The sequence below is a fragment of the Cellulomonas sp. KU4C genome, from assembly GCF_056868065.1.
The window spans coordinates 1270479-1283045 of sequence record NZ_CP200322.1 but is presented as its reverse complement, the minus strand read 5'-3'; the positions used below and the strand labels follow the sequence as shown (position 1 = coordinate 1283045).

Genomic DNA, 12567 nt, shown 5'->3' with positions numbered 1-12567 from the left:
AGCCAACCGGACAATCCGGACAGTGTCCAACCGGGTCGCGCGGATCAGCCGAGGAACAGCCGCAGCACCAGGTACACGCCGCCGCCGACGAGCGCCGCCGCGGGGATGGTCAGCACCCACGCGAGGCCGATGCTCTTCGCCACGCCCCAGCGCACCGCGGACAGCCGCTTGGTCGCGCCGACGCCCATGATCGCCGAGGTGATCGTGTGCGTCGTCGACACCGGCGCGTGCAGCCAGTACGCGTTCACGTACAGGACCACCGCGGACACCGACTCGGCCACGAAACCGCGCGCCGGGTCCAGCTCGATGATCTTGCGCCCCAGCGTGCGCATGATCCGCCAGCCGCCGGAGTACGTGCCGAGCGAGATCGCCGCCGCCGCCGAGAAGCTTGACCCACAGCGGGATCGAGTCCCCGTCGTGGAACCCGCCCGCGACCAGGGCCAGCACGATCACGCCCATCGTCTTCTGCGCGTCCTGCAATCCGTGCCCGAGGGCCATCGCCGCCGCGGAGGCGGTCTGCGCGATCCGGAACCGCCGCTGCGCGGGCGCGGGCGACGCGCGACGCACCAGCCACAGCACCCCGACCATCACGCCGAACGCGGCCGCGAAGCCGAGCAGCGGCGAGATCACCATCGGCAGGACGACCTTCTCGAGGATCGCGTCCCAGTGCACGGTGATGCTCGACGCGACGCCGACGCCCGCCAGGCCGCCGATGAGGGCGTGCGTGGACGACGAGGGCAGCCCGAGCCACCAGGTGATGAGGTTCCAGGTGATCGCGCCGATTAGCGCGGACAGCACGATCACGAGCCCCTCGTGGGCCCCGACGTCGCTGATCTGGATGATGTCGTGCGCGATGGTCGTCGCGACGTGCGTGCCGAGCAGCGCACCCACGAGGTTGAACACGGCGGCCATGATCAGCGCCGCGCGGGGCGTCAGCGCCCGCGTCGACACCGACGTCGCGATGGCGTTCGCCGCGTCGTGGAATCCGTTGGTGTAGTCGAAGCCGAGCGCGAACGCGACGACGACGACGACGAGAGCGAGTTCCACCGGTGCTCAGGACTCCTTGAGCGCGATGGTCTCGACGGTGTTCGCCACCTTCTCGAAGGCGTCGGCGGCGTCCTCGAGCTTCTCGACGACCTCCTTCAGCTTCATCAGCTGGATGGGGTCGGTGATCTCGTCGAACAGCTGCGCGAGCAGCTTGCGGTGCGACTTGTCGGCCTGGTTCTCGAGGCGGTTGACCTCGACCCAGTACTCCGACAGCGAGTCCATCGAGCGCAGCCGCGGCATCGCCTCGGCGGTCAGCTCGGCGGAGCGCTGCAGCACCTGGACCTGGTCCGAGACCCGCGCCGGCAGCTCGTCGAGCTTGTAGAGCACGATGAGGTCGGCCGCCTCCTCCATGAAGTCCATGCAGTCGTCGAGCGCCGACGCCAGGCCGTAGATGTCGTCCCGGTCGAACGGGGTGACGAACGTCTGGTTCAGCCGCCGCATGATCGTGTGCGTCGCCTCGTCCGCGAGGTGCTCGACCTCGTTGATCTGCTTCGCGAGTGCCTTGCGGGCGGGGCGGTCGGCTCCGAGCAGCTCGGCCAGCAGGTTCGCGCCTGTGACGAGGTGCGCCGCCGAGGCGGCGAGGAGGTCGAAGAACGAGGTGTCGCGCGGGGTGAGGCGCAGGCGCACGGGAGGCTCCGCTAGAGAAGGGCTCGGTCAGGCTCAGGCTAGGGCAGACGCCGGGTGAACTCACAACCCCGGTGGTGGCCGCAGGTGAACCCACGGTGAACCCACAGCGTCGCACAGGTGAGCGTGGTGCGGTGCGGGACCCCGGCACGCCCTCGACGGTGAGGGGCCGGGGGACGGAGGCGACGCCGGACCGGGAGCGCCTCTCGGCGCGAGGCCGCTCGAAGCGGCTCAAGATGGAGCCCGGGGCTACCGCGGCCCGACGTCGCCGTCCATCGTACGCCCGCCTGGGCAGGAGGTCCCGGGCGGCGGCGTGACGATCGCCACGCCCACCCGGGGGAACGGCGTCACTCCAGCGAGCCGGCCCGCCACAGCGCCGCCGCGTGCTCGAGCTCCTCCGCCGTCCGCACCAGCGAGCCCGCGCTGCGGGTCAACCGGGCCGACGAGTCGTCCGTGACGTGGTCGAGGTGGTCCGCGTCGAACGCGGCGCCCGTCCCCAGCACCCGGCAGAACGCCGCACCGCGCTCCAGCGTCACCGCCAGGTCCCCCGTCCACACGCCGGACAGCACCTGGTCGAGGAGCACCCGCAGCTCCTCCGGCCCGGGCGGGCTCACCACCCCCACCACCACGTGGTGCACCGGGGCCGCCTCCAGCCCCAGCCGGTACCGGTCCGCCAGCGTCGCCGGGTCGCGGCGCACCCACTCCCGCAGCACGTACAGCCGCCACAGCGTGCCCGGCAGGGTCGTCGCCGGGCTGTCCGACCACAGCGCCGCCACCACGTCCAGGCCCTCGGTCTCCACGAGCCCGACCAGCCGCTCGACCAGCGCCGGGTCCTCCTCGCCCTGGGACCGGCCGCCGTGCACGATCGCCGCGGCGGTGGTGTGCGCCACCTCCGACCGCAGGGCCGGGTCCATGTCCCCCGGCAGGGCGTCGGCGTCGCGGGGGTCGAGCATCGCGGGGCGGCGGAAGCGGGGACGGGAGGATCCGGAGTCGTGCGTCACACCCCCGATTGTCCGCCCCGTGCCCGGCGGGCGCGCGCCGGTGAACCGGCATACGCTCCCCTGCGCACCGCGCCCGCGGACCCGTTCCGCGTGCGCCCGGTGCCAGGCAGGTGAAAGGTGGGTACGCCTTCGACCGGCACCCGACGACGTGTCCCGGCTCGCTAGGTCGTCCCCGCGTCTGGGAGCAGGAGCAAGGAGACAGGTCATGGCCGAAGGCAGAGCAGCGGCGACGGGGAAGCACCCCTCGCACAACAAGGCGATCGGCCTGGCCGTCGCGGCCGCGGTCGGCGGGTTCCTGTTCGGGTTCGACTCGTCCGTGATCAACGGCGCCGTCGACGCGATCCAGGGCCAGTTCGCGCTGTCGTCCACGGTGACCGGTCTCGTGGTCGCCGTCGCCCTGCTGGGCTGCGCGTTCGGCGCGTGGGCCGGCGGCAAGCTCGCGGACCACTGGGGCCGCACCAGGGTGATGCTCCTCGGCTCGGTGCTGTTCTTCGTGTCGTCGATCCTGTCGGCGATCGCGTTCAGCGCCTGGGACCTCATCATCTGGCGCGTCCTCGCCGGCGTCGGCATCGGCATCGCCTCGGTGATCGCCCCCGCGTACATCGCCGAGATCGCCCCCGCCGCCCTGCGCGGCCGCCTCGGCTCGCTCCAGCAGCTCGCGATCACCCTCGGCATCTTCGCCGCCCTGCTGTCCGACCAGCTGCTCGCGGAGTCCGCGGGCGGCGCCGCCGAGGAGCTGTGGCTCGGCTGGGAGGCGTGGCGGTGGATGTTCCTGGTGGCCGTGATCCCCGCGGCCGTCTACGGCTTCCTCGCGCTGCGGATCCCCGAGTCGCCGCGCTACCTGGTCGCGAAGGGCCGCCACGACGATGCCGTCGCCGTCCTGCGCGGCGTCCTCGGCCCCGACGAGGACGCCCGCGCCCGCGTCGCCCAGATCGAGAGCACCATCGAGAAGGACAAGAAGCTCGAGGCCCAGGCCACGCTGCGCGGCCCGCGGTTCGGCCTGCTGCCCGTCGTGTGGGTCGGCATCCTGCTGTCCGTCTTCCAGCAGTTCGTCGGCATCAACGTGATCTTCTACTACTCGACGACGCTGTGGCAGGCCGTCGGGTTCGACGAGAGCCAGTCGTTCCTCGTCTCCACCATCACCGCGGTCACCAACGTCGCGGTCACGTTCATCGCCATCGCGCTGATCGACAAGATCGGCCGCCGTCCGATCCTGCTGACCGGCTCCGCGGGCATGACGATCTCGCTGGCGATCATGGCGCTGGCGTTCACGCAGTCCACCGGCTCCGGCGACAACGTGTCGCTGCCGTCGCCGTGGGGCCCGATCGCGCTCGTCGCCGCCAACGCGTTCGTCGTGTTCTTCGGCGCCTCCTGGGGCCCGCTGGTGTGGGTGCTGCTCGGCGAGATGTTCCCGAACCGGATCCGCGCCGCCGCCCTCGGCGTCGCCGCCGCCGCCCAGTGGATCGCGAACTTCCTCATCACGGTGTCGTTCCCGCCGATGCTCGACGCGTTCGGCGCCACCGGCCCGTACCTGATGTACGCGATCTTCGCCGGCCTGTCGTTCGTGTTCGTGCTCGGGAAGGTCCCCGAGACCAAGGGCGTCGAGCTCGAGGACATGGAGGACCTGCCGCCCGCCCGGCAGCGCAAGGCCCGCGCCTGACCACCCGGCTTGCCCCGGACCGAGCCCCTCGCGGAAACTTCGCGGGGGGCTCGGCCGTTCAGCGACCGAGGTCATCACCCTGAGAGGACGCACCGTGGGAACGCCGCACCAGCAGCACGCGCACACCGACCACCGGGCGGAGGCCGGCCGATGAGCGGCACCGCGCTCACCGCCCAGGACGTCTGGGCGGGCTACGGCGGCCAGCCCGTCCTCGCCGGCGCCAGCCTGACCGTCACCCCCGGCGAGACCGTCGGCGTCATCGGCCGCTCCGGCGCCGGGAAGTCCACGCTCGTCCAGGTGCTGCTCGGCCGGCACAAGGCCACCCAGGGCCGCGCCACCTACGGCGCCCGCCCCGTGACCAAGCTGTCGCGCAAGGAGACCAAGGCGTTCCGGTCCGCGGTCCGCGCCGTGCACCAGGAGGGCCTGTCCGGCGCCGACCCCCGCGCCACCGTCGCCAAGCTCCTCACCGGCACCCTCAACGACGCCCGCAAGGCCGGCCGCGCGACCGGCCAGGAGCCCGCCGACGTCCTCGCCCGCGTCGGCCTCGAGCCCCGCTACCTCGACCGCACCCTGTACTCGCTGTCCGGCGGCGAGCGCCAGCGCGTCGTCCTCGCCGACGCCCTCGCCACCCGGCCCGAGATCCTCGTGCTCGACGAACCCGCCACCGCCCTCGACCCCGCGCTGCGCGACGCCGTCGCCGACACCCTCGTGTCCCTCGCGGACTCCGGCGTCGGGCTGCTCGTCGTGTCCCACGACCTGCGGATGGTCGACCGGCTCGCCGCGACCGTGCACGTCCTCGCCGAGGGGCGGGTCGTCGAGACCGGGACGCTGCGGCAGCTGCTCACCGACCCGCAGCACGAGGACACGCGGGGGATCGCTGAGGCGTACCCGGAGGCGGTGGGGGCGTTCCGGTAGGGCGGGTCGTCGTCGGGGTCGGCACCGAGTCCCTGACCCCGAGGCCGCGTCACACCGCTCCGACCGTCGACACCACGACGACCCAGACGACGAGCGGAGCCACCGCGACCGCGGCCGCGACCGACGCGCCGATCGCCAGCGCGCGCAACGACCGCGTCCGCTCATCCGCGAGTCGCCGATGGGCCCGGACCGCCAGTGCGAGCGCCGGCAGGGCGAGAATCACCGAGACCGGACCCGCGACGAACATCCGCAGGCCGGTGTCGCCCAGGACCAGGCCGCACACCGCGACCACCAGCGCCGCGATCGCCAACGCGCGCGACGACGCCAGGCCTGCGCGCGTGACCCAGCTCAACGAGGGCTCCGGCCTCTCGTGTCGTTCTGCCTCGTCGCGGCGTCCTGAGAGCGGTGGACTCACCGACGCGCCTCCCGCTGAGTCAGCTCCCGCAGCGCGTCGTACCGCTCCAGGAGCGAGTCCAGGTACTCCTGCCGGTCGGCCTCGTCCTCGATGTCCTCCAGCCGGAGGCCGGGCTCTGCCTCGGCCTCCAGCGACCAGACGTCGGGCAGAGGCGCGATCAGCCGGGTGGGCACCGGGTCGAACAGGCCGTAGTGCGGGTCCGAGATCGTGCAGGCTCGCTGATCCGCAGTTCGTCCCTTCCCGTACGAACCCCACACGCGGATCCGGCCGTCCTCGCCTCGAACCATCCGCCAGTCGGCCAACTCCCCTTGGACCCGTCCTTGAATGGACTCCGCGTCGTCACTCTCGTCAGTGCTGCTGGAATCGAACGAGCACACCAGCAACGCGGCACGCATCCCGTCGTCGTTCACGTCTACCTCGAGCACCTCGAAGGGAATCGGTCCGAAATACACCGGAATGTCATCACCGGACCACGTCGCCCGCGAGTACATGTCGAGGCTCCCCTGCGCCTGGTCCACGATGTCTGGCACCGCCGCCCGCAGCAGATCTCGTCGCCCAGCGACTACACCGCTGTTCCACGCCGCGGGGAAGACCAGGTGGTACTCACGCAGCGCGTCCACCCAGGGGTCGTCGGCCCACGCCCCGTGGTCCGGCAGACCACGAGGCCAGACCACCGCCGGAACCTGCGGATCACCCTCGCGCGGCTCCTGTCGTACCGGCGCCGACAACGCCTCGTGCGCGACATGTTCGCGGAACTGCATCACGCCCAGCGCCACCGCAGCCGCGCCAGCCACGGCCCCCAGCGCCAGCCAGCGAGCGCGTCGACGACGTTCGTGCGCACGGCGTCGTTCGGCGAGTGAATAGCCGGATGCTGTTGGGGTGACATCGGTCTCCGAAGCTCGCCATCTCATCGAGCTCGCCGCCGTCCGAGCCAGTTTCCACAGCCCCTCGTAGCTGGCCGTCAGCGTCTCGGCGTCCTGGTCCACATGACGCGTGAGCTCGGTGACCGGTCCCGTGTCCGCATCGTCGAGCACCAGGATCCACTCGTCCAGGAATGCCATGAGATCTGCGCGCGTCTCCTCCCATTCCGGCGGCTCGGCGCGACCGAGCCACGTGCCCTCCACGAGAGACGAATGGGATACGTCGATTCGATCGATCCACGGCCTCAGCGAATCAACCAGCGAATCTCGCGTGCCGCTGCTGGCATTCCCGATGCTTGCGCTCGCACCCGCACAGGTTGCCCGAGGGGCCGCCTCCGCCGCTGCACTGCTGGCCTCGGCGTCCAGGTCAACCTGTCGCGTGAGCTCGGCGATCGGATCCGTGTCCACATCGTCGAGCACACCGTCGTCAAACGCGGTCACGTCGTTGGGGCCCAGGTCCGGGAAGGGCCGCGCGACGTCCGATTGCTGGCCAGGTGGGTCGGTTGCGTGCGGCGGCCGTGTCGGCAATGCCTGCTGCGGCTCCGGGTCGAAAATTCCGTAGTGCACATCTTCAATATCACACAGGGCTCCGTAGCGGACGTCCGCGACCTGAATATTGCGACTGCCTACTTGCCTCATCTCCCAACGAACCACAATGCCGAAGTCCCGGGCCATCACCTCGCGCGGATCCTCCTGGTGGTCATATCCCAGGACCTCTGGCGCACACGTCTCGACGACCGCTGTCGTTTCTGCGTCGTTAACCTCGACTTTCCTGACCTCGAACGGCATCGGGCCGGGGTAGAACGCCACGAGCCCGGGCTCGTCACCGCGCTCAGCCCTGCGGAGATTCGACGCCGCGAAGTTCTGCAGTCGGATGATCAGCTCGGGAGAAGCCGCCCGCTTCAGCTCATCACTCTCCTCCAGGGGGCCAGAGTAAAGAGCGACGGAATGGATCTTTGCGAAATCGCGTAGCGCTCGAACCCATCTATCGCCTTCCCACCTGCCATCGTGCGGGACACCCTTTGGCCACACGATCGACGGGATCGACGGACGCACGCTCTGAGGCTCGACTGCCATCGCGTGAGCCGCGTGCCACTGACGTCGATCCTGGTCGACCCACCACCACGAACCAGCGATCAGGACTGCGATCACCAAGGCGACCGGCGATGCGCGGCGCGACGGGCAGGGCAAGGCGGTCGACCTCCGGGTACTCGAACCGGCGCGCCTCCTACGCCGCCTCGCCCATCGCACCCGCCATTCACTTCGCATGATTTGCCGCCGCGCTCTCAGCCGAATCGTAAATGTTTGAGTAGTTGCTGGTGATCGTGAGGAGGTACTGATCAACGCCACCCAGGGGCGCCGGCCGCTCCGGCTTCGCCATCTCGAGCAGCCCGTTCCAGACACTGAGAGACTCGATGAGCGACTCTCGGGTTCCTCCTCCGCCCGCAGAAGCTGCGTCGAGGGTGGCCGCCCACGTTCCGGATCCGACCGAAGAGCTGCCGCCAGACGTCGCCAGGGAGATCGCTTCGAGCATGCGCTCTCTGGCTAGGTTCTCAAGTTCCTCTACACCGTGCTCGACCCATCGGCGCGCCGCCTCGGATATTGCGTCGGCGGCCGCGTGCGACAACACATCAGCCGCCTTTCCACTCCCAGGGAGCGGCACCATGTCGGTCACGCCGACCGCGAGATCCACGAGTTTCCGATATCGCTCCTCGGTGCACTGTTCTATCCCGAGAGCAGCACCACTCAGCGCGCCGTCCAACAAAGCCTGGAGTGACCCGAGTTGACCCTCAAGGCCTCCCGATCCGGCGTCACGCTCCACCGGTGTTGCGAAGAGCCCGTAGTGCAAGTCCTCGATCGTGCACGGAACGGACGCGCTGATGTCGGCGACCCTCAATCGTCCGCCGACGCGCTCGAGCGTCCACGCGAACACGAGGCCGGAGCGGTTCTGCATCCGCTCGTCCGCGGAGTTCGCCTCCCCAAGTCCGACCACCTCAGGAGTGCATGCTGTGACGACCGGGCCGTCGGCCCCGTCTTCCACCGACAGCACCTCGAACGGCCGCGGCCCCGGGTAGTCGACCACCCAGCCGACGTCCCCGCCGCTCAGTGAACCGCCTCGGGTCACGTCGGCGTAGAACCACGGGAGCGTCACCAAGTCCGGCGCGGCGAGGAGCGCGAGGTCCGAGCTTCTCCCGCGCGTCACCGGCCGCCCGCGCCGCAGCAGCGACCATCTCGAACTCCCGGACCGCGAGGACCGCGGGGTGCTCGTTCCACTCGCCGTGGTCCGGTATTCCATTCGGCCAGTCGATCGCCGGGATCGCCGGGTCTCCGGGGCGGGCTGCCGTCCGAGTCGGTTGATGCGCGGCTTCCCACGCCTCGCTCCTCTGTTCCCTGGCCGCGAGACCGCCCAGCACCCCGCACACCGCGACCACGCACGCGACAGCAACCGACAGCACAGCGATGCGGACCAACCTGCGCCGCGTGCGCTTCTGGTCGCGGCCGAGCCGCAGTATGCGCTCACTGAGCGAGATCGCATCGGTCGATCCTCCGCCGGCCCATCGCTCATCGACCATCTCGTGCAGCCTCCGACCGCGCTTCACGCTGTATCCCGTCGTACTCCGATGCCACGCTCGCCACATACGGCGCTTGCTGACGCGGGCCGAGCGATGTCGGCCCACCCGTCTCGCCGCCGCGCACGCGTCGACTCACCGCCGGGCTCCTCGCTCTGCCTGCTCGCGGATCCGGTCGTACGTCCCCGTGAGTTCATCGAGGTACTCCGACACGTCGTCGGCGTCTTCGAGGTCCTTGAGGCGAAGCCCGGCACCGACCCCCGCCGGCCACGCTCCTTCGTCCGTCGGAAGCTCCTCGAGCCTCGTCGGCGTCGGATCGAATCTTCCGTAGTGCACGTCCGAGATCTCGCACCCCTGGTCCCCCCACTCGCGGTCCGGGTCGCGATGGTGCGTCCTGTACCGGATGAGTCCGTCCTGACCACGAACCATCTGCCACACCCTGCGGTACCCCGCGGTGCGGCCCAGCACCTCGTCGGGGGAGTCCCCCTCGTCCACGCTGAGCGGGATGAACATGCACACGAGCACCTCGGCACCGTCCCCTTCCCCGTTCGGCTTGACATCCAGGACCTCGAACGGCGCCGGACCGAAGTACACCGGCGGGTCGTCAGACTCGGACACCCTCGACCACGCGTCCCGCAGAAAGTCCTGTCCCTGATCAACGCGATCCGGCTCAGCCAGACGCAGCAAATCGGCGCGTCCCTCGATCCGGCCACTGTTGAACGCCGCCGCCTCAAGCAGGTGAAACTCCCGAAGCACCCGCACCCACGGGTCGTCAGCCCACCGGCCATGATCGGGATGTCCGCGCGGCCAGACCACCGCCGGTACGGCCGGGTCCCCCATTCGAGCCTCCTGACGCACCAACTGCGACACCGCATCGTGTGCGGCGCGGGCACGCAACTCTGCGACCCCCGACACCGCTCCGGCAGCCACTGAGACGACTCCGACCAATGCGCCGGCCCGCCACCAAAGGCGACGACGATTGGACTCGTATTCGCGGCGCCTCTCCGACAGCGACAACTCTGGCCGCGACCCAGACTCCGGAACGTCAGACGTCTCGATCATCGGACCGCCTCATCACCGAACACCGCGCATCATAAGGTCGACACGGCATCCGCCAGCGTCGGAAGCTAACTGATCAGAGTCACACATCCCCTGCCTCATCCCTCGCCTCCTTCACGATGCTGTCGTAGTTTCCGGTCAGGGACTCGAGGTACAACTCGACATCCCCGCCCTTTTGTGCCAAAAGAGCAGAACGGGATACGTCGATTCGATCGATCCACGGCCTCAGCGAATCAACCAGCGAATCTCGCGTGCCGCTGCTGGCATTCCCGACGCTCGCGCTCGCACCCGCCCAGGTTGCTCGAGAGGCCGCCTCCGCCGCTGCACTGCTGGCCATCGCCGCGATCTCATCACTCAGCGCGTCATTGATGAGCCTTCCGACCTGGTCGGCGACAATCCCCGACCCCGGGACTGGAGCAAGATCGATGAGGTAGAAGGCCGTTGTCACCAGCTGGCGCACTCGCTCGGCGGCGCGATCGGCGATTCCTTCGACTGACCCCACGAGGGCTCCGTCCAGAACCGCCTGGAGCGCGCCCACGCGAAGAAGCGCCGAATCGACATCGGGACTGGCACCGGGGAGAACCGAAGCAACCAGACCGTTCTGCGCGTGAAGCACGCCTTGGCGTAGGACTTCGCGACCCTCACTCGTCGATCCGGCCAGACCAAATAGCTTTCCGATGCTCTCACGGTCCAACAACGGGAGTGCGCGCGCCTCGTACCGGGAAACTGCTCCATCGCGGATGAAGATGCGCTCGTCGCGAACTATCCCGGCGAGGACGCCACTCTCATCCACGTACATCTTTGGGTCACTCTCCAGGCAGTATGCGAGCAAAGGCAACATCTGACCCAGGGCGGCAGCGAGGTGAACCTGCGCCTCAACGGACAGACTTTCAGGCAGTACCGCCGGATTCGCGAGCAGCGCCGCAGCGAAAGCCGTATTGGCACCGGCGAGCCGTCGCCATATTTCCGGGTCGTACTGCGTCGCATCCAGCGGCCCGCCCGGCTGCACCTGAAGTCCTGACCACAACGCGGCGATTCCGAGGTGCCCGTCCGCCCGCCACTCCCGCTCACCGACCCAATAGGAAACCCGCGGAACGTTCGTCTCGGTCGCGCCCTCCAGCAACCAGTCCAGCGCGGCCCCTGGGTATTTCCCGAGCGTCTCCAGCACTCCCGACATCGGGTCGGTCCCTCGCCCCGCCCGGTCGGGGAACAGCAGGTTCGCGAGCACGTGCCCGTCGGACGGCTCCCAGTAGGCGGGCGAGCCGTTGACCCGCTCGAACGTGTCGATCTGGTTCGCCATCGCCACCGTGAAGCTCGCCCCCATCGGCGCCGTCTGCGCCGACCCGAACAAGAACCCCACCGCCCCCGGCCACCGCCCGTGCTCGGTCATCTCCTCCACGAACCGAGCCGCCTGCCCCGACGACCACCACGCCGACCCCACCGACAACGCCGACACCAACGCCAACGCCTGCGCACGCGCCTCGACCTCAGTCCCCTCACCCCGGTAGACCCGACCAGCCAGCACCTCCACCAACGCGACCGTGCGACCCCCACCCAACGACAAGAAGAACCCGCTCAGCACCTCCTCATCACGACCCCACGCAGCCAACAACCGCGCCAGATCAGCCATCGACGCGTTCCCGTCCAGCACATCCAGCGCCAGCGACACCAGCACCTCCCGTGTCGCGTCGCCGCCGATCATGTCCGGGCTCATCAGGCCCGCCGCGGCGCTCGCGCGACCGACCGCACGCCAGTCAGCGACGTCGACCACACCCAACGCCGCCTGCACCGTGCTGTCAGCAGCAACCCGGCGATCGACCAGCTCGGCCATCTCCCGGTCTGCCTGATCCACCGCGACCTGCGCCACGTCGCGCGCCTGCCGACGCACCCGCTCCTGGCGCGCCACCTCAGCGGGCGTCGCCACGCCGTTCTTCGGCAGCGTCGTCGGCATCCCCAGCTGCTGCATCGCCCGCGCGAGATCGGCGCCCGCGGCGATCCGCCGCGCCCGTACGAGCACGACCTCCTCGGCGATCCCCTCGACCGCGTTGGCGTACGCCGTCAGCGCGCTGCTGCCCTCCGCGAGCGCCTCGATCAGCCCGCCCAGGTCACGCACGCACGCGTCGCTCTGCTCGCGCCACCCGTCGCCCGCCTGGCCCTCCCACGCCGCCGCGGTCAACGTGCCGGAGTCCGACCGGACCCCGAAGTGCACATCGGCCAACGAGCGCACCGCCGAGTCCAACCGCCGACCGGCAGCCCTGACACCCTGCAGGTCTCCCGCACCGGGATCATCCGCGGTCCACCTCATGACGCGACCTGCCGGTCCGCCGCGACGAACTCCGCCGCGGCGCTCATGGCG

General features: G+C 69.9%; 9 protein-coding genes and 1 pseudogene. 2 read left to right on the top strand and 8 right to left on the bottom strand.

The window, feature by feature from the left end; all coding sequences use genetic code 11:
• Nucleotides 1-44: 44 nt before the first annotated feature.
• From AC1VL8_RS06095 to AC1VL8_RS06085, 3 genes and pseudogenes are all read right to left on the bottom strand, one after another.
• Nucleotides 45-1047: pseudogene (locus AC1VL8_RS06095) on the bottom strand (inorganic phosphate transporter).
• A gap of 6 nt (nt 1048-1053) precedes the next feature.
• Nucleotides 1054-1674 (bottom strand): DUF47 domain-containing protein, encoded by a 621-nt coding sequence (locus AC1VL8_RS06090; protein WP_389233561.1) that lies wholly within the window; start codon nt 1672-1674, stop codon nt 1054-1056.
• A 344-nt stretch (nt 1675-2018) separates the two neighbouring features.
• Complete coding sequence (locus AC1VL8_RS06085) at nt 2019-2624, bottom strand: hypothetical protein (RefSeq protein ID WP_389234058.1); 606 nt, start codon at nt 2622-2624, stop codon at nt 2019-2021.
• A gap of 253 nt (nt 2625-2877) precedes the next feature.
• Here AC1VL8_RS06085 and AC1VL8_RS06080 point away from each other — a divergent pair, with 253 nt between their 5' ends.
• The gene (locus AC1VL8_RS06080; RefSeq protein ID WP_483074544.1) at nt 2878-4332 is read left to right on the top strand and encodes a sugar porter family MFS transporter; all 1455 of its coding nucleotides are present in this window, start codon (nt 2878-2880) and stop codon (nt 4330-4332) included.
• Nucleotides 4333-4482: 150 nt separating this feature from the next.
• Nucleotides 4483-5247, top strand: a complete 765-nt coding sequence (locus AC1VL8_RS06075) for an ABC transporter ATP-binding protein (protein WP_483074543.1) — start codon at nt 4483-4485, stop codon at nt 5245-5247.
• Nucleotides 5248-5296: 49 nt separating this feature from the next.
• Here AC1VL8_RS06075 and AC1VL8_RS06070 read toward each other — a convergent pair whose 3' ends face one another.
• The 5 genes from AC1VL8_RS06070 to AC1VL8_RS06050 all read right to left on the bottom strand — a co-directional run bounded on the left by AC1VL8_RS06070 (nt 5297) and on the right by AC1VL8_RS06050 (nt 12429).
• The gene (locus AC1VL8_RS06070) at nt 5297-5599 is read right to left on the bottom strand and encodes a hypothetical protein (protein WP_483074542.1); all 303 of its coding nucleotides are present in this window, start codon (nt 5597-5599) and stop codon (nt 5297-5299) included.
• 59 nt (nt 5600-5658) lie between these two features.
• Nucleotides 5659-7734, bottom strand: a complete 2076-nt coding sequence (locus AC1VL8_RS06065) for a hypothetical protein (protein ID WP_483074541.1) — start codon at nt 7732-7734, stop codon at nt 5659-5661.
• 106 nt (nt 7735-7840) lie between these two features.
• On the bottom strand, nt 7841-8878 hold the full coding sequence (locus AC1VL8_RS06060) for a hypothetical protein (RefSeq protein ID WP_483074540.1): 1038 nt from the start codon (nt 8876-8878) through the stop codon (nt 7841-7843).
• A gap of 409 nt (nt 8879-9287) precedes the next feature.
• The gene (locus AC1VL8_RS06055; protein ID WP_483074539.1) at nt 9288-9914 is read right to left on the bottom strand and encodes a hypothetical protein; all 627 of its coding nucleotides are present in this window, start codon (nt 9912-9914) and stop codon (nt 9288-9290) included.
• Nucleotides 9915-10293: 379 nt separating this feature from the next.
• Nucleotides 10294-12429 carry a hypothetical protein gene (locus AC1VL8_RS06050; protein WP_483074538.1) on the bottom strand — a complete coding sequence of 712 codons (2136 nt, stop codon included), beginning with the start codon at nt 12427-12429 and terminating at the stop codon, nt 10294-10296.
• Nucleotides 12430-12567: the final 138 nt, after the last annotated feature.